The sequence below is a fragment of the Sodalis glossinidius str. 'morsitans' genome (genome assembly GCF_000010085.1).
GTDB classification, from domain to species: Bacteria; Pseudomonadota; Gammaproteobacteria; order Enterobacterales; family Enterobacteriaceae; genus Sodalis; species Sodalis glossinidius.
The window spans coordinates 1,725,466-1,746,346 of sequence record NC_007712.1 but is presented as its reverse complement, the minus strand read 5'-3'; the positions used below and the strand labels follow the sequence as shown (position 1 = coordinate 1,746,346).

Genomic DNA, 20,881 nt, shown 5'->3' with positions numbered 1-20,881 from the left:
CCCTGACTTAATCTCCCCCTGCGAGAGCGTTCCCAGCCCTGTTGTGTTGTCGACCGCCGTACATATCTAACAGGACGTCATGATGCCGGTACCGATTCTTATCAATTGGAAACGTAATCTTTTCGTGGCTGGGCTGTTTTCTCACCGGCGCGGTATTTAGTATCAACTTCCTATTTTCCGCCATCGCGTCGCTATTTTGGGGCGGGCTGGCCGACAGGAAAGGCCGCAAAGTGATGCTGCTGCGCTGGGCATGGCAATTGTCATGATGCTGATGGGACTGGCGCAGAACGTCTGGCAGTTTCTAGCACTGCGCTCGCTGACGCCACCCAGGTGCCGCGCGCTTGGTACGCTGTCCACTGGTGCGGTTAGCGGCACGCTGATAGGTCCGCTAATCGGCGGTTTACTGGCGGATCTATACGGTTTACGGCTGGTGTTCTTCATTACCGCACTGGTGTTGCTCATCTGCTTTATCACCACCGTGCTGTTCGCTCAGGAGCGTTTCACTCCGGTGCCGAAAAAGGACATGCTCTCCGGTCGGCAGGTACTAGCCTCGCTGAAAAATCCTCGTCTGGGCAAGCTCGGCGATCGGGTCAGTCCGGAACACATATTGATTAGTATGATGGCGTTATCGGTACTGCTACTCATTCCCATGTCATTCGTGCAGGCCCCCTGGCAGTTAGGCCTATTGCGCTTTTTGCTGGGCGCCACCGATGGCGCGCTGCTGCCGGCGGTGCAAACCCTATTGATTTATAACTCATCCAGTCAGGTTGCGGGCCGTATCTTCAGCTACAATCAGTCGTTTCGCGATGTGGGCAACGTCAGCGGGCCGCTGCTCGGCGCCTTTATCTCAGCCAGCTACGGTTTCCGGGCGGTGTTTTTTGTCACGGCGCTGGTGGTGATGTTTAACGTGTGTATTCCTGGTGGAGTCTGCAGCGCAGCGCGGCACGCATCAAATTACCTCGTGATTGAGTGCCTGAAAAAGGGCCGCGCGTATAAACGCCACCGCCAAAATCGGCCGTCGCAAGGGGGATTGACGACCGGCTGCTGCCGGGGCGAACCGCCATAGGGGCGCCCTGAAAACCGCGGCTTTTTATGTCTGAGGCGCGTTCTGTCCCGGTTTTGGCGCCGATTTACCGCCGTGCTCATCCGCGGAGCCCGGACCGTGGTCCAGTATCGCCACAATGGCCACCCGCACCTGATAATGCACGCCCTTGGCGGCCGGCGGCAGGATGCTAGTCAATTTCTGCAGTCTATCCGCCGGATTTTTGCTGGCCATCGAGGCGCAGAAAAGCTCACTGCCGTGGCAAAAACCTTCACCGTGGCCGCCAGGACCACTGGGACCGGCGCCGGCCGGTGGGGCGGTCATCAGGGCCATAGCCAGTAACGTATTGCGCATCATCATGTTTTCTCCCCTACATCGGGTTCACCCCTTCACTGTAGCGATTCCCGGCAGCCCCGTGCTGACCTTTGCGAAACCTTTACCCCTTGCCGCGACCTTCTTTGCAAAATCCCGTCGCCGGAAACATCCTTGCGGGAATCAGCCGGTTATCGGGCGGCGCGCCCTCGCTCGCGCCGCCGATAACGCTTTTTTCTTCTGCTATCTACTGTTTAGAGAGCGGTACTTGCATCTTTGACCAGAGCGACAACAATTACTTTTACGCCCGTAGTCGGCGTGACGGCCTCTGCTTCCCTCATCAGCACAGGAGAAAAATAATGAGCATGTATGCAACTCTGGAAGAAGCGATCGATATCGCTCACGAAGAGTTTCTCTAAGCGTCTGCCGACAGCAGCAAGGAGGACGAACCCCCTTCCGTGCAGCAATTCAGCCTGCAAAAGTATGTCTTGCAGGACGGAGAAATCATGTGGGAGGCAGAGTTTCAGGCGGAAGAAAATGACGCCACCGAGACCATGTCGTTTCGCACCGGCGAAGCCGCCCAGGCGATTACGATGAAACCAAACTGTGGCAGAAGGAAAATACCCTGCACGAGTGGGACGAGGGGAAATACCAGTATGAACCGCCGCTGGACACTGAAGAGGGGAAAACCGCCTCGGATGAGTGGGACGCGATGTAAGCCCTAGCCGTCTTGGCCAGCCAACCGCGCCACCGCGGCCTGTGAGGTAATCGCCCGGCGTCGCGTTGTGGCCACGACATTACGCTAATCGTAAGGGCCGTGGCGCCAATCCACCGGCAGCAATAGTGTATCCACCACCATGGACAAAGGTAAATCGATGATGGTGAGGTATTTCCACACCGAATCGCGTAGGTCTCCCATTGCACGCCCGGATAATATTGATTACCGTGCCCCTGCCCGGGCACCGTGCAGCTGATGATACTGCCGCAGCCGGAAAGCAGCAGACAAAATCGTCCCATAGTAGCTTTTGTTACCTATTAATCAAGCAGCGACCGGCACGCCCTCGTTATCAGTCTGTCGCACCAGGCTGCGCTGGGAGTGGAAATACGACAGCGTTGCCAACAGGCAGAGCGCGTAACCAAACAGTTCAGTGCCTTCTTCCACGGCGTTTTTGACAGTACGGATAAAATCATCCGCCAGCAAAGTATGCCATAGCGTGCCCATCCCTATCAGACGTTCAAACAGCAGTACGGTCAGCAGACCCGCGCTTAGCATACCGTAGCTCGGATGCTTAAAAAAGACGATCAGATCGGCCAGGTACGTTACGGATCACGGCCGGCATAGCACATTGCCGCGATTGTCACCGCCAGAGCGAACCACAGCCAGCTGCTGTGGCGTAAGGCGGCATTACGCAGCAACAGACCGTGGATGACGACAATCACCAATAAAATAAGCTCCTGTGCAATCTCGGTCAGTGAAGATTCATGTTCCCCGTTATGAAATCCATTAATATCGATAAATAATAATGAAGTCAGCAGCGCGACGACCACGGCACAAACCAGAAATACGCCCAATTTCTTCAATACAAACAGCCAATCACTCTGCATGGTATCCTCATACCCTGAATTTTGGAGGGATTTTAACGGCCAACCTGAGCCGCCAAATTACAATAAATACTCCCGTTGCATGATCTGGCTCTTTATGTGGAACCAAAGGGAGTTTTTATGGTCATTGGTCACCGGTGCCCAAGCTGGCAGCGCCTTAAAGGGAAAACAGCGGCGCAGACGGCGACAGCGCAAGACGTCCCCTTATCTGACGTCAATCATTTCATCAACAATTAATTATATTTCTAATTACATGCCAGTAATGCCACTGCCCCCTCGTCGCTGGCGCCGGCGAGACGCCACGACACGGCCACATGCGAGCCTATCCAGCATTGGTGGCGGCACTGGCATTGATTAGGATTGCTGAATAAAAGATCTGTCGCAAGTTGTCCAAGCAGGAGAGATATCGCGGTTCGCCGTGGCCAATGGCGCGCAAAAAAAACGGCCGCTGTTTGCGGCCGGATTTGGTCAGGAAGAGATTATCACTACAGGGTCGCGCTCAGCACCGCTTGACGACGGCGGAGTCGCGCCAGGCGGCCAATTGCTCCGGCTGTGACCACAACCGCAAATGTAGGCGAGACAGCGTAACGGGATCGCTTAATACAGCCAGACGCTGGGCAGGATTAAGTTTTACCGGTCCCAATGTCAGCGCAGAGGTTAAATGCTCCTGACGGTTGCGCTCCACGAGTTCTGATACCCCATGACGTGCGGTCGCCATACCAACGGCTAGCGCATTATAGGCCGGATCGACCACCGCACGGCGGAAACCGTCGGCCAATATACGGGCGCGGTTATGCTGCAGATATTGCTCGGTGGCCACCAGCTCTTTCGGCGGTGAATATTCCTCGGGAATGAGGAAGAGACCGGCGCGCTGGCATTTAAGCCCGAGCCCTGCCCGGCTGGAATAAACCGACACCCAGGGCAAGAGGATAAGCGACACGACGATAGGCGATAGCCACCACAGAAAACGCAGATCCAGCCAGGCCATGCCGCCGGCCCAGACCAGGCCCAGCAACATTTGCGAACCGTGACGCTTGAAGGATTCACTCCAGGGTGTCGCGCCATCATCACGCTGCGGTGAATTCCACTGAACCGACCAGCCGAGAAACGCGCTGACGACAAACAGGGTGTGGAACAACATCCTGACCGGCGCCAATAACACGGAAAACAGCATTTCCAGCAGCATCGACAGGGTAACCCGCAGCACGCCGCCGAATTCCCGCGCACCCTTGGCGATAATGAGGATGACGCTCAACAGTTTGGGCAGGAACAGCAGCAGCAGCGTGGTGGAAAATAACGCTATCGCCAGCTCCGGGCGCCATTGGGGCCACACCGGGAAGAGCTGGCGCGGCTGCAGGAAGTACTGTGGTTCCATCAGCGTATGCACGACCTGCAGGGCGGTCGAAAGCGCCAAAAACATAAACCACAGCGGCGCCGATAAATAGGACATGACGCCGGTCAGGAACACCGCGCGGTGGACGGGATGCATTCCTTTCACCAAGAACAGGCGAAAGTTCATCAGGTTACCGTGGCACCAGCGGCGGTCTCGTTTAAGCTCATCAAGTAGGTTGGGCGGCAGTTCTTCATAGCTGCCGGGTAAATCGTAAGCTATCCATACGCCCCAACCCGCCCGGCGCATCAAGGCCGCTTCAACGAAGTCATGGGATAAAATGGATCCGGCGAAGGACCCTTCCCCGGGCAGCGGCGCCAGCGCGCAATGTTTGATAAACGGCTCGACGCGGATGATGGCGTTATGTCCCCAATAATGGGATTCCCCTAACTGCCAGAAATGCAGGCCGGCGGTGAATAACGGCCCATAAACCCGGGTCGCGAACTGCTGGCAGCGTGCATACAGCGTGTCCATGCCGGACGCTTTGGGCGCACTCTGGATAATGCCAGCGCGCGGATTGGCTTCCATCAGCCGCACTAGATTGGTCAGGCAATGGCCGCTCATAACGCTGTCGGCGTCCAGGATCACCATATAGGCGTACTGATTACCCCAGCGCCGGCAAAAATCGTCGATATTACCGCTTTTGCGCTTCACCCGGCGGAGGCGACGGCGATAGAAAATCCGTCCCGTGCCGCTGGTTCCTTCGCACAGCTCCATCCAGGCTTTCTGCTCGGCGACGCAGATATCTGGATTATAACTGTCGCTCAGAATATAGACGTCGAAGTGATCAAGCTGGCCGGTCGCGGCGACGGATTCATAGGTCGCCCGCAGACCGGCGAATACCCGCTCAACGTCTTCATTACAGATAGGCATAATCAACGCGGTACGATGCGCCGGATTTAACGGTTCATAGCCGGTGGTACTGGCGGAGATGCTGTATTTATCATGGCCAATCAACAATTGCCAAAAGCCCATCAGTGCGGTCCAGAAGCCGGCCGACACCCAGCAAAACAAAATAGCGAACAGGATAAGTATTCCGCTTTGCAACACATAAGGCAGCAATTGCAGCACCGATTGCAGCACGTCCTGACGTATCATATCCATCGGATCGATGAGCGCCCAGCCCTGGTAAGGCAGGATGGTTTTCATGTACCAGGTGGCGATGGCGGTCTGGAAAAGCGTCAACGCCAGCAATATGTAGCGACGGACGGTGCCGACGATCCGCCAGTTACCGTCTTCGCGGGCGGCCATTTCCTGCTTATGGCGCGGCGCGCGGGATTGGCCCCGCAGCAAGCCCCAGAAGCGAACCAGCGGATTGGTGAACCAGGGTTCGGGAAACATCGTAGTACGCTTGATGGTCGGCATCGCCTTGATGGCCGTGCGCCCGCGGCTGTCTTTAACTAAAAGCTCCGGATGGCGCGCGGTTTGCGGCCAGGCCATATGCAAACGGCGGGTCACCGACCCCAGCGCCGCATCCTCGGCGGCTAGATCTTCACCTTGGGAATGAGCGCCGTCGTTCAGGACGCGGTGCACGGCATCGGGCGTAACATCGCCTTGCCCGCGCAACCGGTCGCGCAGGCCAGCCTTTTGCTCAGCGGCAAGCGGCAACGCCTCGACATAGTCGAGGCTTGTGGAAGTAGAATTATTCATTGGCAGGCAGTAGATAGCTCCAGGTTTCGGTCAATGTCTTATCGCCGTTAACCAGTGCGGCACGCATCTCGGTAGGTTGCTTGGTGTCTTTCACCTTCAGACGCAGGGTCAAACGCCAGCCGTGGGTAACCGGATTGAAACGGACACTGTTTTCCACCACATCGGCATTGTCGCCCACGCTAATCTGAGACGTGACCGGCGCGGCCTGGTCTAACTCTTTCAGCGGTTGGCCGACAAAATCCACCTGAAAGGCGGTCGTACCGTCCGGCTGACGCGTCAGGTTAGTCTGTTTCACATCGCCCGCGGAACGCAGGGTCTGTTTCACATAGGCAAAATCCGCAGAATGAATTTTGTCTTCATCGCGCGAGAAGTGCAGCCGGTAAGCGAGCTCCAATGGCTGACCGACATCCGGCAGCTTTTCCGGCGTCCAGAATGCAACGATATTGTCGTTGGTCTCATCGTTGGTGGGAATTTCCACCAGTTCGACATGCCCTTTGCCCCAATCGCCGCGGGGCTCCACCCAGCCGCTCGAACGCAGGTCGTAACGATCGTCAAGATCCTGGTATTGGAAGAAATCCCGCCCGCGCTGCAGCAGGCCAAAACCGCGCGGGTTCTCTACCTGGAACGTGCTGACCGACAGATGACGCGGATTATTCAGCGGACGCCAGATCCACTCACCGTTACCGGCATGAATCGACAAGCCGTCGGAGTCGTGCAGCGCCGGACGGAAATTCATGGTCATGGCCGGCTGATTCGGCCCGAACAGGAACATGCTGGTCAGCGGCGCCAGACCCAGTTTACCGACCTTGTCACGCAAATAGACGCGCGACTGGACATCAACGCTGGTGTCGCGCCCAGGGTAGATGACAAAACGGTACGCGCCGGTGGCGCGGGGGGAATCGAGCAGCGCGTACAGCACAAGGTGCTTGTCGTTCGCCTTGGGACGCTCAATCCAGAATTCACGAAAACGCGGAAACTCTTCGCCAGACGCCAGAGCGGTATCGATCGCCAGGCCGCGCGCGGACAGGCCATAAACCTGCCCTTTGCCGATAACGCGAAAATAGCTGGCGCCCAACATGCTGACGATTTCGTCGTTTTTATCGAGCTGATTAATCGGATAGAGAATTTTAAACCCAGCAAAACCGAGGTCCTTTACCGCATCGGGGTCGTGATTGACCGATCCGAAATTGAACATATCCGATGAATATTTAACCTCGTTAACGGCGGTCGCCGTTACTTCATTGATTTTCACCGCCTGGTCGAAATACATCCCCTGATGGTAGAACTCAATTTTGAATGGGGTCGGTAAATCGTGCCACAGCGCCTTGTCATGATTGAATTGGATTTGCTGATAGTCAGCAAATTTCATTTCGCGAAATTGTGAAGGCACATTGCTCTTTGGCGCTTCATAACCTTTAGCCGCCAGCGCCTGGGCTTGCTTAGCCACATCGTCAATAGAAAATGCCCATGAGGGCAAAGCGTATAGCGTCAACAGCACCGTGGCTCCCAGCCAACGGAGACTCGCTTTAGATGATTTGACGAAGAATTTATTATTTGGCACATCCCCCCCCTCTGCGTGTGCTCTTAATCATTTACAGCAATCTTTATTACTGAAATCACTTGTCCGACAGCATGATACATTAATGGTTCCTCTTATTCGCCTTCCCGGCACCCTGTATAGCAATAGGCTGAAAAACCGACTCTTCGAGTGATAAAAGATAGTCTATAAAAGGGTAAGCCAACAGTTAGCGCCTGGTTTTATTTTACCTGAGCCATCGGGCGGGGGTTAATGCTTTTTTCTCTTTCAGCGGATTATGCGCAAAAAAGCAGAATTTTTAACCCCGACAAATCAGCATATTGCCCTGACCCTGGATGAAAATCTGCGGATTAGGCCGGCTAGCGCGCTTTCACTGCCGCTGGTCGGAAAGATCTTATTACATTTCCTTGCGGTGATGACTGGTCAATACAGGCCGCCTGGCCGCTCATTACCGCCACTCCTATAAGCCATTTGCCGCCCGGCGTTCAGGACACCATCAGCGCGGCCTGTCGCTGATTTAGGCCAGCGCTGCTTCATAGCTTCATACTGACCGCCGCCGCGCCAGACGGGGCCGACGGTATTATAACGTGGCGCACGGGCAGAACGCCGCCGGTTATCACCGCCTCACCGACCGCACATCCGCCGCGAGCGCGACGAATCGCCGCACATTCCTCCCTCAGAGCCGGCCACGCCGCACAATAAATGGCGCCATCGACGCCGCCCATCAATTGCTGATTGGCAGCATTGACGATGCCCTCTACCGGCAGCGTGGTGATATCGCATGTCATGATCTGAATACGGGATCGCATTATTTCTCTTCTCAATTGTTGCGCGGGGAGAACCATTATCCCCTTTGCCGGTCATAAAGTGAACGGCGCGGAAACGCCGACGCGCCGGCCTAACGCCCCTGTCGGGGCGATCGCATTTCAGGCGCTTTCTCCACACGTACTTTCACGCTGAGTCTACGCTTATAGGATACGCTTCATTCCGCCTGCACGGCGTAATACCGTTACGGTTAGGGAGACGCATTATGCAAGATCAAATTATCCATAACCTGCCCGCGATCCACGGTCCTTCTTTTATTCCAGAGCTTTTTCCAGGGCGGCTTCGACTGTTCCACCGAATGGTGCGGCGACGGACGCCGGCTCGATATCATCCATTCCAGCGGCCATGAAATGCTGGCGGCGAAAGATTATGCCCAACTGACCGACTGTCATCTCACCACCGTGCGCGATGGTCTGCACTGGCATCTCATTGAGGCCACGCCCGGTCAATATGACTGGTCCAGCTTCCTTCCGATGTTGCATGCCGCACAGGCCAACGGGTTGCAGGTCATTTGGGCTCTGTGCCACTTTGGCTGGCCGGCTCATCTCGACATCTGGCAACCGGCTTTTGTTGACCGTTTCGCCGGGGTGGTCGCGGCGCTGGTGCCGGTGAAGGGGCTTTGTTGAATAAATCAGAACTTGTGACTACGCCCCCCTAGCAGATCGATTGTGATGCGATCCGGATGCTGTTCGGCATTCCTAACAGCGTCATTTTGTTAAGCGCTTTGACCATCGCCATTGCCTCACCTACCTGCGCATCATAGTCACGCAGACTTAGATGATCGCCCATAAGCGTTTTGAACCGGAATATCGCTGTTTCAGCCACTGAGCGTCGATGATAGCCCACTTGCTTTTTCCATACATCGTTACTGCCGCTTAGACGCTGATTCGCAACAGCGTAGTTACGCTCATGGTATCGGTCCGGCCAATATTGCTCCCCACCTCGTGGAGGAATAAGAGGCCTTATTTTCTTCCTCAGCAGAGCATCATGACAGTAGCGGGTATCGTAAGCGCCATCAGCCGACGCTTCCCTGATTTTCCGCTGGGTCTGGTTTATCAGAGCTGGTAGGGCCTGAGCATCCGTCGTACCGCTGAGCGATAAGTCAGCACAGATAATTTCATGCGTTACACTGTCTGCGGTCATATGCAGCTTACGCCACACCCTCCGTCTGTCGGCACCATGCTGTCGGACTTTCCATTCGCCTTCACCAAAGACCTTCAGGCCGGTTCCGTCAATGACTAGAGGTGAGATTTCACCACGGGTCGGCGTTTTTATGCTGATCTTAACTGTCTTTGCTCGCTTGCTGATCAGCGAGTAGTCTGGGTATCTTAGCGGCAGTACCATCAGTTTAAAAATGGCGTCAACGAAGCCCTGTAAAGCGCTTAACGAAAGGCCAAACACGCGTTTCATCATCAGAACAGTGGTGATAGCCATATCTGCGTAGTGAAGCGGCCGGCCACGCTGTTCAGGCGTTGTTTTTTCCGTCCATGCAACAATTGCCGACTCATCCAGCCATATCGTCAGAGCCCCGCGTTGCTTGAGAGCTTTGTTTAAGTGGACCAGTTGGTTATTTTAAACTTTTGCTTTGCCATGGAGTGCAGATGTTGAAATGACGGTAGTGATCTGAGCAGACGATCACCTAAAAGTTATATTTATTCAACAAAGCCCGGTGAAGGGGTAGTGCAGCCCGTATATACCCCGATCAACGCCATTTCCTTTTGGAGTTAGGCTGGGGGCGATATGGTCTCCATCGCGCCGATGGCCTCCAACAAGGGCAAGGCGCTGAAAAAGCAGCTGGTCCGCGCGAGTCTGGCCGCGATGGCGGCAATTCGCGCGGTGGATCCTTCGGCTCGTTTCCTGCAGCCGGTGGTGCATATTAATGTCGCGGCGGACAAACCGGCTCAACTAGAGGCAGCGGAAGCATTGCGCCTGCTGCAGTTCGAGGTCTGGGATAGCTGCAACCCGGCCTGACAGAGATAAAACAGCGAGAAGATATTGGTTCGGAACGTTTGCGCCAGCTGCTGCGGCGTAATGGCGGCGAAATCCGCCTGTGGATGCTGCTCACCGGCCACGTTCACCAGGATATCCAGCTTGCCGAAATGTGCCAACGTTGCCTTTATTAACTGAGCGCTAAAAACCACCTCCCCGAGATCACCGCGGATGAGCAGCGCCTGTGCACCATAGCCTTCTACAGCCTGACGCGTCTGCTCTGCGTCGCTATCTTCGCTGAGATAAACAATCGCCACATTCGCGCCCTCTTTGGCGAAAGCAACCGCTACCGGGCGGCCGATGCCGCTGTCACCGCCGGTAACTATCGCGATTTTACCCTGTAGCTTGCCGCCGGCCCGGTAGTCAGGATCATCATAAATGGGCTTCGGGTCCATGGCAGCCTCTTCACCGGGTTGTGTATGCTGCTTCTGTGCGGGGGGGAGGTGCCTGCTGGGGATATTTTTCGCTCATGGACGCGTTTCCTCATCCGACTCTAAGACCTATCATTAATCATTAGCCTAGAAGCTGCCAACCAGGGCGTCAAACCGGTGACATATTAGTGAAACTTATCTCCCGCCGCCCGGTTAATCTACGAACAAAATGTATCAATTGGCGTTTCTGTTGGCGTTATAGCCTAATCCGGGAGGCCCCTATCTCTACTGCGTGCCGCTCAACGGGTCAAATAAACGACGAAAAGCAGGCAAATGCCGCCGTTTGGTATAAATAACATCCATGTAAATAGGAATGATTTGCAAACATAACAAAAACACCTTATTGCCGGCGCCCTGGACCCACTCTGTGGGTGGCCATAAAATAATCGATATTATTTATAATAAAATGATAATAATATATATTAATATGATACTTCAATTTTATTCATGGATGTAGGGAATGTTCGTGCCTGTGACACATCGTCGAAAGGCTGATGCGAATGTTTTCGGGGGAGGGCGCCATGTATAGAAAATATTCCACTGATTTCGCCATTGCCAGCCTGGATGATCAGGGCATTGTCCGCCGCTCGGGTTGGATAGTCGTCTACTGCACCCACCCGGTGACCCAAGAATACCTCTGCGCAACGCAGGAATTTTTATGCGTGGGCGCCACACTGCCACCCTACAGCTTTACCGATAAACCGGCGTTGCCGGCACAGTGCCAAGCACGAGCATTGGTGCGCAACTGCGATGTACGCTGCTAGCAGACGCTGGACGATCTACGCGGTGAAGTGGCCTATCGTAAGGACACCGGTAAACGGCTGATTATCGATTTCCTGGGGGGTCTGCCGACAGAGCTGACTCAGCTGGCGCCAACCTCGCCGAAGGATACCTGGGATGGGCAGAAATGGGTTCACCCGGACAATCACCACTGCCATTGCGCCGCAGACCCTGACACGCCCCGCTAATTATTCCCCTCTCCCACCGCTACGACAAGTTCGAGAATGGCGCGCCCCTTATGCAGCGCATTGCTCTTTATTTCCATCTATAGCCCCTGAGGCGCCCGGCCCGCGAAGCATTCCGCTTCGTTTTTGCCTGCGGCAACGCAAGAGCAACGAATCGGTAGCGCGTTCTTCATGGCAGCGCTAAAGGCTGGCCCGATTCTGAGGCCCGCGCCTCACAACGACGCCACATTATTCCCCAAGCGCCCTGGCGTGCCGTAAAATATCGGCACAGGCCACAAAGCTATCTACATTATAACGATGTCTTCGATAGCAAACGGGGTATGGATAGGGTTATTCCGACGACGCTTCTTCCGCCTTATAGTCCAGGCCAAATCTGTTCAGCGTTTTCGTATCCAGCTGGTAATATTCCCCTTTTAATTCCGCACACAGTTTACTCATGAATGTCACCAGATATTTAATATTATAACGTGCCATTTCCCTTCCTTGTTCCGTCTGCATACTGTCTGCTAGGGTTAATAATTTATTTTGGAAATGATCAAAGGTATAATTAACGTCATCCAGCGGCCGATGCAGCGCCAGCGGATCCTCTACGTGAAATAACCCGCGGCCTAATTGTCCGGCCACATGGAACACCCGCACCAACCCGATAGCCCCTAACGATTCCAACCGATCGGCATCCTGCACGATTTTTACCTCCAGCGTTTCCGGCGTAATGCCGGCACTGAAACTGTGTGCCTCGATGGCGTGCGTCACGCCATCGTAAAGCTGTGCCGGGAAATCTGGAAAATAATCAGCAAGAATCTGCCGTGTACGCATCGCAGCCTGCCGCGAAGCCAAATGACGCTCGGGATGATTTTTGGGTAAACTGACCACGTCATGGAAATAACAGGCGGTTAATACAATCCTTTCATCCTCGTCGGTAAACTGCATTATTTTGCGGGCGGTTTTCCAAACTCGGCTAAAATGGGCGATATCATGCGCTTTGTCATCCTGCGAAAAATGTTGCTCCAGAGATTCCTGAAAACGACGTTCCCAATCCTCTAAAGTCATATCCCAATCCTGCTTGCTATTAATTGCAATCGCATTATTTTGTCATTGCCTACTGCAAATACCGCCGAAATCGCCTTCGGTGTCACAGCTTAGCATAATCATTCGCGAAAAAGGGGGGCAAACAATATTGCAGGTTATGTCTTATTCCGGCGGTCATTTCGTTAATAAACCGGGCGCACTGCGCAAATACGCCGTATTGCCTTTCTGCTGTCCGGCGCGCTCACTTAGCGTTGCGAATGCATATAGTCATCGACACTCCCGAGCACGGCCGCTTACACCGTTCACATCGATGTGGTAGCCGTCCCTCACCCCACCTGCCTGCCAACAATCCTGACAGATTTTATTGCAGCACATTGATATGACAAGTCGACAATGCCCTGACTCCACGCCGTGAGGGCGTCGCCGGGCAGTCCACCCAACGAGCGCAGTGTCCCCTCCCTCTCTCCGGTAACGACTCAGCCTCACCGCTCCCTTTTTTCCACCCTCTCACCCTCTTAGTCTCTTACCTTTACCGCGCGAGGTCAGCGTCTACGTCCAGCGTCCTACCCTCCCGCAGGCGTCCTGCCGGTAAGGAACACCGCTCAGCAAAATAAAAAAAACGTTGCGGTCTCTGTCCCTTTGGCGGTGGCGACCACGGCAGAGGATAATTTTACTGCTACGCTTAATATTGCACCATCCATATCCCTCTCTATTCCGCAGAGGATCAGACGCTTGCCGCGCCTAACCGCTAACAACTAAAAGAAGTTAAGATGGATAATTATCATGTCACTAAAGCTGAAGATAAATGGGTCTTAACTAAGGAAGGAAATAGCCTCCCCTCAAAAACTGCGGCGACCAAGGACGAAATTATCACCCTTACCCATAGCTATATGACGGGCAAAAACGCTTCGGTGAAAATTCATAAACAGGATGGCACGATTCAGGAAGAACACACCTATCCGCGCACCAGCGATCCCCGCAAATCCAAGGGATAATCGCCGCGGCCCTAACGCCCTGACGGCCTTTTTCATCTCCGGGAAAGCGCGTCAGGGCGTTCTACTTTCCCTGGTCCAGCGTTTGGGCAATGAAACGTCCGGCGAGCAGAATACCCTCAGGTGAAAGCGTATGACCCAGACCTGGAAAAATTTTTGCCGTCGCCCGCATGCCTACGGCGGCCAATGGGCTTTCGCTGGCGGGAATGACATCGTCTTGTCCTCCATGGAACAGTAACACCGGCGTCTGTAGCGCAGGTTTGAGCGGCAACGGCGTCGCCAGCCGCCGGAAAAGGCGACGACTCCCGCCACAGGCCAGCGACCCGACGCGACGGCATCCAACGCCATAGTCGCCCCTTGGGAAAACTCGACCAGCACTACCTTTTGCGGCTGCCCCGCCATTCCCTGGGCCGCCAGCACGATGCGCACATCACAGAGTTTGCGGGCAACCAGACTGCTGTCGTCCAACCGGCCGATGCGCAGTGCGATGTCGTAGCCTTCATCAATAGGTCAGTTTGAGTCGCCCCGACGGCGCGTCAGCGGCGCTGCGCACCGAAGCATCCAGCTCATCCAGCTCATCCAGCTCATCCAGCTCATCCAGCTCATCCAGCTCATCCAGCTCATCCAGCTCATCCAGCAAAATCTTAATTCGCTGATAGTAGGCTTGGCCTACGGTTGGCGATAATGCGCGAGTGGTCCTCTTGATAAGCTGCACGCCCAGATCGGCTTCAAGCCGCGAAATCATTTTCGACGCCTGGCCACTACTGGTGCCAAGACGAGCGGCAGCGGCAAAGCTCCCAATCTCCAATACCGCCACCAGCATGTGATCGCAATCGAGCCGTTTCATTCACGCTCCTTTTTTTGACGCAGTCACTCTCACAGATTATCACAGCATGCGTTGATTCGCGTATACGCAGAGCAGACCGTTACCGTTTCGGTTACTCTTTCCACGCCGGGGATTGAGCTCCTATAATGCACATTCGGCACTCTATACCGGGTAAACACACTCATTGACAGCCTGTAAGGCGATAACATCTGACAATTTATGAAAATGAAAATTCGCGTGTTCTGTAGCATGGTATTGGCAATGGCTGTTTACAGTCAGTCCGCCTTCGCCGTTGTTTATCCGCTGCCGGAAGGTAATAGCCGCCTGGTGGGGGAAAATCTGCAAATCACCGTTCCCGAAGGGAACAAGCTTCCCCTAGAACATTTTGCCGCTCAGTTCCAAATGGGGCTGAGCAATATGCTTGAAGCCAATCCGGGCGTGGATGTCTATCTACCGGCCGCCGGCACCAAGATGATCATTCCGCAACAGTTGATTTTGCCCGACACGCCGCATGAGGGTATTGTGATTAACAGTGCCGAAATGCGGTTGTATTATTATCCGAAAGGCACCAAGACGGTCATCGTGTTGCCCATTGGTATTGGCGAGCTGGGCAAAGACACCCCCTCCAATTGGGTGACCTCGGTGCAGCGTAAAAAAGATGGTCCTACCTGGACACCGACCAAAGCCATACATGCAGAATATGCCGAGCGCGGTGAAACGCTGCCGGAAGTGTTTCCGGCAGGCCCGGATAACCCGATGGGGTTGTATGCGCTCTATGTCGGCCGCCTGTATGCGATTCATGGCACCAACGCTAACTTCGGTATCGGCCTGCGCGTGAGCCACGGCTGCGTGCGTTTGCGCGCCGACGATATCAAATATCTGTTTGATCATGTTCCGGTCGGCACCCGCGTTCAATTCATCAATGAACCGGTAAAGGCCACGATCGAACCGGATGGCTCACGTTATCTGGAAGTGCACAACCCGCTCTCTGTCACCGAAGAGCAGTTTAACTCCAACGAGCCGGTACCGATTAATCTGCCCGTCAACGTCAGCCATGTACTGGTGGACCCCAGCGTAAACCAAAGTACCGTCGACCAAACCCTGCAGCGTCGTTCCGGCATGCCGGAAAATATCACCGCGCAGGGCGACAGCAGCCAAACCGCAACGGTACAGGTACAGCCGGTTGATGAGCGTACCATTGCCGAAGGTCCCAAAACCGAGCAGGCGCAGCAGGGCAACGCCGCCCCGGTCACCCTGCAAACCAGCGTGCCTGAACAAAACGGCGCTACGGTCCCAGTGGACAACACCGCGCAGGCGCAAAATACCGGCGGGTGCCGCGCCAATTGACCAGGCCACGCCTGCTGCCGGCGGCGACGTTCAAACCCCGCAATAATTCCGCGGTCTCGGCTTGTGCCGATCGGACCACCCATGACGCAGGTTGCCTCCCTACAGGAAGGCCATGTGAACTGGCTGAAAACGTATTTTGCCGCGGGTATTTTCGTTGCCGCCGGCCGTAAAATCCCTCGCACGGGCGGCGTCATTCTCACCAGCAGCGTACAGCGAGATGAATTGGAGCGGATTTTGGCAGAGGATCCGTTCACCGCCGTGGCGGATTTTCCACCGCCCGCCGGTAAGGTTCGTCTTAAGAACCGTGGGCAGGGTAAGTCAGACTCAACTTGCCAACCGCACTTCTGTGGTCTCTGGTCGGGCAAACGCCGTCGTGCCGTCCTGGCATTGAATAAACGCCTCGAACTGCGCTTGCATAGCGTCTGCGATATTCGGCGCGCTTTTTACTCGGCAGATCGTCCATGGACTTCCGGGTTATCCTCTTGGGCAACCCATAAAGTCCACCTGCCATCGGGCTTCCCTCCACCGATGCCCAGAATTCGTCGTAATGGACAAAAAATACGTTTTGCTTACTGCTGCGGTAACGTGCACTTTGAAAAACGTGGCTTTTATCGCCGACTGCGATAATTTGCTGCACCTTAATTTCACCATTGATAAGCTGTAGCATCTCTACCAGTAACAGCTTGGGAAACAAACCATGGCAGGCTTTAGTCTGCCTCTTTAATAACATTATGTGACGTATTGCGGCTCGCGACCTGCAAACCGCCAATAAACAGGGTTCGTTTTTCCTGATACGTTACAATGGAAAAAGTCAGCGAAGCCAAACGCCCTTTATCGCCATGAATGGTCAGCGCTGCCTCCCCTTCACGCTCAAAGCGGCTCATACTCAATTTAATTTCCAGCCGTTCTCCATTTTTACCCGCCAGCACGCACAATGGGGTTGCCGCAGGTACGGTTAACGCCTACCGCAGCGGCAGACATGACAACGTTTTGGTAAAGGTATAATGCTCAAGAATAGCCCGTGTGTGCGCCGAGACCGGCAAAGCGGCAAAAAGATAAGGACGATGGACTTTCGCGGGCAGCGTATTTTTTGCCAGCGCCGCGTGGCTCAATAGCGAGTCGGTCGCCACCGACTACAAGTAACTCAGCGTTACTACCGGATTAATCAGCGTCCGCAGCAAGAACTTCAGGCGGAATTTGGTGTTATCCCAGATTTCCCCTGGTTTACATCCACCAGAGAAGATGGTTACTGTGTCAACTCGGGGTAAATCCTCGGGCTGCAGGTTCATCCGCATTTATCATTTGCTTCTCCCCCCACTCATCAGACCTGCGCGCTTATGGTCGCCCGTTGCCGGCATTCTGCTCCATAGCTAACACGCTTGTCGCGATTTGGCAGCCAGAGTAACAAGGCTTAAGCAGCATTTCCCCTCTTGCCTGAGAGCAATATTCACCTGAATGGGTTTATCGCTGATTCAATTGCGCGTCGGTTAATACGCCGGGCTAAACGGCCACGACGAGACACTACAGACGCCCGGTTCATCAGATCAATCATCATAATGATGCAGTTGTTTTGTTCTTATCTACAGGGTGCTCTCACCACTGTCTGTTTTACAATGACCTCCTCCCGCCCTGGCAAACATCATTTGACAACAGCTTAAGAGGCAGGAATTGTAATGGCATTAACGTCGGCGTGAATGCCGACACAGGCGTTGGCATACGCCCGGTTATCAGCACCATTACCGCGTCAGGAGAGTTAGAGGCATGGGGGGTATCTCCTTGTGAAACGGCATTGGCGCGAGCGCTAACGGATGCCTGAATAAGTCGCCCTCTCTTTCGGCTGTAGGGCAACACGCTGTACAATGCAAGGCCGTATGACCGACGACGGGCTGTTGCTGCCTGCTTAAGGCATCTACAGGCTGAGCCGCTCGCAGTTTGATCAAGCGGCCTGCACTTATCATCAAGGCCACAGCACATATAGGCAACACGTAAAAAGAAGGACCAGCTATTAGCAATGTGACCCCCACGGCGATAAATAATACACTAAGCGGATATGTATCTGCCCAGCAACATAGCGATTTCCCAACTGAGAACGCCGCCTGTAGCGCTGTATTGCTCACCGCGACCAGCCTATACCAAGCGTTTTTTTCGCCGCTTGCGGCGGTGCGGAGGGTTGTGGACTTTGACCATAGTGAGGAGAAGAATAATGTTTGATAGCATGATGCGGATGTGAAGCTTCCATATTAACGGCCTCCTATTATCTGGGTGAATTACCGATGTTAATGAATAAAGTTCGATTACTTCGTCGAGCCTTAAGCTCTAGAGCATCCTTTAATTCGCTCGGTATGCGCACACGTAGTTGAGGGTCATCTCTCTTACTCATCGGAACTATCCATGATGTTTTGGGAAAAGTATGCTCACCGTGAGACTGACATTAATACTCACAGAGAGTACAATCTCAGCATTCTCTGTTAGGCTTAGGGATAAACCATGGCCCTTCAACAATCACTTTCTATACCCAAGGTCACCATCCATAACGGAAAATTGTTCGTCTGAATTTACAAAGCTGAATTTTAAGCTTTGCCATAAAAACAATGAGTTGTAGAACTGCAAGCCACGGCCATACTATGAAATGACTAAGTACGGCTTCGTCTTCCTCGTCATGGGCCTTACCGGCAAAAAGGCAACAGCGTTCAAGGAAGCTTACATTGCGGAGTTTAACCGCATGGAAGAGCGTCTTCATGGCTCAGTTGCCGTCAGTGGCGCAACCAGCGAAATCTTACTCACCCTCCAAGATAATAAAGTCATCAGCTCTCGGCCAATCACTAATAACGAATATGTTGTCAGTCTCGATACGTTATTTGAAACCGCGGTCGAGCTGACTATCTCGTCATACACAAGACGACCTGATTAAAAAGCTCGGTAGCTAATCCATTAATCCTACCCCGGTAACGTGCTGGGGTTCCATTAATCACATTGACTTGTGAGGATCTTACTATGTCTAAAGAAAATCAACTAATTGCAATCGAAACTAATAGCATTAATGGCGAAATCGTTCAGACGGTGAACGCTCATGACCTTCACGAGTTCTTGAAGGTAGGCAAAAATTTCTCCAACTGGATTAAAGACCGTATCAAGCAGTATGAATTTGTCGAAAATCAGGACTACGTGATTGTTGATAATTTGAGCTCGCCAACAACCGCTCAAAGATTACGCTATCAGTATCGATATGGCGAAAGAGCTATCGATGGTTGAGCGCAACGAGAAAGGCAAGGAGGCGCGCCAGTACTTCATCCAGTGCGAGAAACAAGCCAAGGCCCTTCCCACCGACCCGATCCAGATGCTCAACGACCCGGCGGCCATGCGCAGCATCGTGCTTACCTACACCGAAAAGGTTATCGCCCTAGAAAACAAGGTAGAAGAAATGGCCCCCGATGTGGCCGCCCCTCACCGCATTGCCAAATCTGACGGCGGCATGTGCATCACCAACGCCGCCAAGGGGTTGCAGGTGCGCCCAAAAGACCTGTTCGCTTTCCTCCGGGAGCGTGGCTGGATTTATCGCCGTATTGGATACAAGAACTGGATGGTCTACCAAAGCAAAATCCAGTCCGGCTACCTCGAGCATAAAATCTCGATTGTTCCCTGCGACGATGGCACCGACAAAATCCGCGAACAGGTGCTGGTGATGCCGAAGGGACTGGCGAAACTCTCTCAAACGTTCTGCCTCGAACCGGCATAACCCACCAAACTCAATAAGGAAATTGCATGACCAAAATCATTGCCTACAAAGGTTTTAACGCCGACCTGACTTGCCGTGATTATCAGTTCGAGATCGGGAAAACCTACCAGCACGAGGGCACGGTAGAAATCTGTAGTTCAGGTTTTCACGCCTGCGAATATCCGCTTGATGTCTTTGCTTCCTACGAGCCAGCTAGTAACAGGTTTGCCGAGGTTGAGGTATCCGGCGATATCGCCTATAGCGCGCAGGGTGACGAACTTGTCAGTAGCGCCATCACTATCAAGACGGAACTCTCATTTCACCAAATGGTTGATCGCGCCGTCGAGTGGATAGCAAGTAAAATTGATAAGTCCGCAGGACAGGTGACCATTGAAGGCGACCAGTCAGTCGCCACCAATGCTGGAGATAAATCAACTGCCACCAATATCGGCTACCGGTCAGCGGCGGATGTTAGCGGCTTCGGATCGATTGCCGCGTCTCTTGGTGTGGGAGGTAAAGCTAAAGCCATTGAGACGAGCGCAATCGTACTCTGCCATCGCAATATTCTGGGCGACATTATCCACATCCGCGCCAGCAAGGTGGGTGATAACGGCGTGAAACCGGATACCTGGTATGTGCTTAATGCAAACGGCGAGTTTGAAGAGGCCGATGATTAAGCACCCCAAAAAGTGAAACACAAAAGGAAGCCAACCATGTTTAAGACGTTCTGGACACTGAAGATTATCAACGTGCTGTTCATTATTTCAGGCGTTGCCTGTCTGTCACTGGCCCTTGCATCGTTCAGCGGTACAGCAGCGCCCTATATGCAAGTCACCGACGGTATATTGGCATTACTGACACTGCTCGGCGTCCGGCTGACGCTTGAATGTATTGCCGTGCAATTTGTACAGGCCGAAACACTAAAGAAGATTCTCAGTAAACTCGAAAATAAGGACATAAATCATGAATAGCATTATTTGTAGCGACAGTATACGGAATATGGTTCTGTTTGATGATGCTTCATCAAAACCATTCCCAACCGCCGCCGACGAAATTATGTCGCTCAAGGTGAATTGGCAAAATGGAAGGCACTGGCTGAAGGTCAGTAATGGCTTTTAAAAGAGGGTAATTCATTCAAACGGTCAATTATTAATATCTACAAAAAAGGTTTGAAAAATAAATCCCCATCAACTGAAATTATTATCGACATTATCGTAGACACTTATGCG

22 protein-coding genes and 8 pseudogenes are annotated in these 20,881 nt (G+C 53.6%); 15 read left to right on the top strand and 15 right to left on the bottom strand.

Translation table 11 applies throughout. The features are described 5' to 3' along the window. Positions 1-104: 104 nt before the first annotated feature. Positions 105-969 (top strand): annotated as a pseudogene (locus tag SGP1_RS09060) (MFS transporter). 121 nt (positions 970-1,090) lie between these two features. Here the strand turns inward: SGP1_RS09060 and SGP1_RS09055 are convergent. Both SGP1_RS09055 and SGP1_RS31155 read right to left on the bottom strand, forming a co-directional pair. Next, positions 1,091-1,402 (bottom strand): hypothetical protein, encoded by a 312-nt coding sequence (locus SGP1_RS09055; protein WP_050747539.1) that lies wholly within the window; start codon positions 1,400-1,402, stop codon positions 1,091-1,093. Between the two features lie 206 nt (positions 1,403-1,608). Then, the gene (locus SGP1_RS31155) at positions 1,609-1,758 is read right to left on the bottom strand and encodes a hypothetical protein (protein WP_162010779.1); all 150 of its coding nucleotides are present in this window, start codon (positions 1,756-1,758) and stop codon (positions 1,609-1,611) included. Between SGP1_RS31155 and SGP1_RS09050 the strand changes: the two are divergent. After that, positions 1,714-2,072, top strand: a pseudogene (locus tag SGP1_RS09050) (MysB family protein). The gene SGP1_RS31155 and the pseudogene SGP1_RS09050 overlap by 45 nt on opposite strands. A gap of 84 nt (positions 2,073-2,156) precedes the next feature. On the opposite strand, the pseudogene SGP1_RS09045 reads toward SGP1_RS09050, so the two are convergent. From SGP1_RS09045 to SGP1_RS09025, 6 genes and pseudogenes are all read right to left on the bottom strand, one after another. After that, positions 2,157-2,371: pseudogene (locus SGP1_RS09045) on the bottom strand (YceK/YidQ family lipoprotein). A gap of 22 nt (positions 2,372-2,393) precedes the next feature. Beyond that, positions 2,394-2,627 carry a hypothetical protein gene (locus SGP1_RS31680; protein ID WP_050747538.1) on the bottom strand — a complete coding sequence of 78 codons (234 nt, stop codon included), beginning with the start codon at positions 2,625-2,627 and terminating at the stop codon, positions 2,394-2,396. A gap of 47 nt (positions 2,628-2,674) precedes the next feature. Next, positions 2,675-2,959 (bottom strand): hypothetical protein, encoded by a 285-nt coding sequence (locus SGP1_RS31675; protein ID WP_050747537.1) that lies wholly within the window; start codon positions 2,957-2,959, stop codon positions 2,675-2,677. Positions 2,960-3,455: 496 nt separating this feature from the next. Further along, entirely contained in the window at positions 3,456-5,996 is a 2,541-nt protein-coding gene (gene mdoH, locus SGP1_RS09035; protein WP_011410906.1) for a glucans biosynthesis glucosyltransferase MdoH, read from the bottom strand. Beyond that, positions 5,989-7,557, bottom strand: coding sequence for a glucan biosynthesis protein G (locus SGP1_RS09030; RefSeq protein WP_011410905.1), 1,569 nt, complete (start codon positions 7,555-7,557; stop codon positions 5,989-5,991). Before SGP1_RS09030 ends, mdoH begins: the two co-directional genes overlap by 8 nt. A gap of 509 nt (positions 7,558-8,066) precedes the next feature. Next, on the bottom strand, positions 8,067-8,342 hold the full coding sequence (locus tag SGP1_RS09025; protein ID WP_050747535.1) for a macro domain-containing protein: 276 nt from the start codon (positions 8,340-8,342) through the stop codon (positions 8,067-8,069). 366 nt (positions 8,343-8,708) lie between these two features. Between SGP1_RS09025 and SGP1_RS09020 the strand changes: the two genes are divergently transcribed. Then, positions 8,709-8,984, top strand: a complete 276-nt coding sequence (locus SGP1_RS09020; protein WP_041866808.1) for a hypothetical protein — start codon at positions 8,709-8,711, stop codon at positions 8,982-8,984. Positions 8,985-9,012: 28 nt separating this feature from the next. On the opposite strand, the pseudogene SGP1_RS09015 reads toward SGP1_RS09020, so the two are convergent. Further along, positions 9,013-9,950 (bottom strand): annotated as a pseudogene (locus SGP1_RS09015) (IS5 family transposase). A 148-nt stretch (positions 9,951-10,098) separates the two neighbouring features. Between SGP1_RS09015 and SGP1_RS29480 the strand changes: the two are divergent. After that, positions 10,099-10,329, top strand: coding sequence for a hypothetical protein (locus SGP1_RS29480; protein ID WP_148203440.1), 231 nt, complete (start codon positions 10,099-10,101; stop codon positions 10,327-10,329). Here the strand turns inward: SGP1_RS29480 and SGP1_RS09010 are convergent. Continuing rightward, positions 10,260-10,742: an SDR family NAD(P)-dependent oxidoreductase gene (locus tag SGP1_RS09010; protein WP_050747534.1), complete on the bottom strand. Its 483-nt coding sequence runs from the start codon at positions 10,740-10,742 to the stop codon at positions 10,260-10,262. The genes SGP1_RS29480 and SGP1_RS09010 overlap by 70 nt on opposite strands. A 557-nt stretch (positions 10,743-11,299) precedes the next feature. Here SGP1_RS09010 and SGP1_RS23810 point away from each other — a divergent pair. Continuing rightward, positions 11,300-11,542, top strand: coding sequence for a hypothetical protein (locus SGP1_RS23810; protein WP_148203439.1), 243 nt, complete (start codon positions 11,300-11,302; stop codon positions 11,540-11,542). A 27-nt stretch (positions 11,543-11,569) separates the two neighbouring features. Next, positions 11,570-11,746, top strand: coding sequence for a hypothetical protein (locus SGP1_RS30680; RefSeq protein WP_158302363.1), 177 nt, complete (start codon positions 11,570-11,572; stop codon positions 11,744-11,746). 327 nt (positions 11,747-12,073) lie between these two features. On the opposite strand, the gene SGP1_RS09000 is transcribed toward SGP1_RS30680, so the two are convergent. After that, a complete protein-coding gene (locus tag SGP1_RS09000; RefSeq protein ID WP_011410904.1) occupies positions 12,074-12,793 on the bottom strand; it encodes a phosphohydrolase in 720 nt (239 codons plus the stop codon). 749 nt (positions 12,794-13,542) lie between these two features. Here SGP1_RS09000 and SGP1_RS08995 point away from each other — a divergent pair. After that, positions 13,543-13,767: a DUF2188 domain-containing protein gene (locus SGP1_RS08995; protein ID WP_041866807.1), complete on the top strand. Its 225-nt coding sequence runs from the start codon at positions 13,543-13,545 to the stop codon at positions 13,765-13,767. A gap of 171 nt (positions 13,768-13,938) precedes the next feature. Here SGP1_RS08995 and SGP1_RS33100 read toward each other — a convergent pair whose 3' ends face one another. Together SGP1_RS33100 and SGP1_RS33095 are read right to left on the bottom strand one after the other, a co-directional pair. Next, entirely contained in the window at positions 13,939-14,112 is a 174-nt protein-coding gene (locus tag SGP1_RS33100; RefSeq protein WP_243466270.1) for a hypothetical protein, read from the bottom strand. Positions 14,113-14,172: 60 nt separating this feature from the next. Next, positions 14,173-14,611, bottom strand: a pseudogene (locus SGP1_RS33095) (LysR family transcriptional regulator); the annotation flags it as partial. 198 nt (positions 14,612-14,809) lie between these two features. Here SGP1_RS33095 and SGP1_RS08980 point away from each other — a divergent pair. Then, entirely contained in the window at positions 14,810-15,937 is a 1,128-nt protein-coding gene (locus SGP1_RS08980; protein ID WP_011410902.1) for a L,D-transpeptidase family protein, read from the top strand. 81 nt (positions 15,938-16,018) lie between these two features. Beyond that, a pseudogene (locus SGP1_RS36280) lies at positions 16,019-16,135 on the top strand (YciI family protein); the annotation flags it as partial. A gap of 97 nt (positions 16,136-16,232) precedes the next feature. Here SGP1_RS36280 and SGP1_RS36275 read toward each other — a convergent pair. Then, complete coding sequence (locus tag SGP1_RS36275) at positions 16,233-16,604, bottom strand: DUF535 family protein (protein ID WP_424141161.1); 372 nt, start codon at positions 16,602-16,604, stop codon at positions 16,233-16,235. A 40-nt stretch (positions 16,605-16,644) separates the two neighbouring features. Then, complete coding sequence (locus SGP1_RS35625) at positions 16,645-16,866, bottom strand: DUF535 family protein (RefSeq protein ID WP_158302362.1); 222 nt, start codon at positions 16,864-16,866, stop codon at positions 16,645-16,647. A 1,685-nt stretch (positions 16,867-18,551) separates the two neighbouring features. On the opposite strand from SGP1_RS35625, the pseudogene SGP1_RS33085 reads away from it, so the two are divergent. The 6 genes and pseudogenes from SGP1_RS33085 to SGP1_RS30675 form a co-directional block, all read left to right on the top strand. After that, positions 18,552-18,674: pseudogene (locus SGP1_RS33085) on the top strand (Rha family transcriptional regulator); the annotation flags it as partial. A 257-nt stretch (positions 18,675-18,931) separates the two neighbouring features. Beyond that, positions 18,932-19,136: pseudogene (locus SGP1_RS31935) on the top strand (antA/AntB antirepressor family protein); the annotation flags it as partial. 45 nt (positions 19,137-19,181) lie between these two features. Beyond that, the gene (locus SGP1_RS08960; RefSeq protein WP_050747528.1) at positions 19,182-19,673 is read left to right on the top strand and encodes a phage antirepressor KilAC domain-containing protein; all 492 of its coding nucleotides are present in this window, start codon (positions 19,182-19,184) and stop codon (positions 19,671-19,673) included. A gap of 26 nt (positions 19,674-19,699) precedes the next feature. After that, positions 19,700-20,329, top strand: coding sequence for a DUF7666 domain-containing protein (locus SGP1_RS08955; protein WP_011410901.1), 630 nt, complete (start codon positions 19,700-19,702; stop codon positions 20,327-20,329). 36 nt (positions 20,330-20,365) lie between these two features. Then, a complete protein-coding gene (locus tag SGP1_RS08950) occupies positions 20,366-20,623 on the top strand; it encodes a hypothetical protein (RefSeq protein ID WP_041866805.1) in 258 nt (85 codons plus the stop codon). After that, positions 20,616-20,771: a hypothetical protein gene (locus SGP1_RS30675; RefSeq protein ID WP_158302361.1), complete on the top strand. Its 156-nt coding sequence runs from the start codon at positions 20,616-20,618 to the stop codon at positions 20,769-20,771. Before SGP1_RS08950 ends, SGP1_RS30675 begins: the two co-directional genes overlap by 8 nt. Positions 20,772-20,881 lie beyond the last annotated feature (110 nt).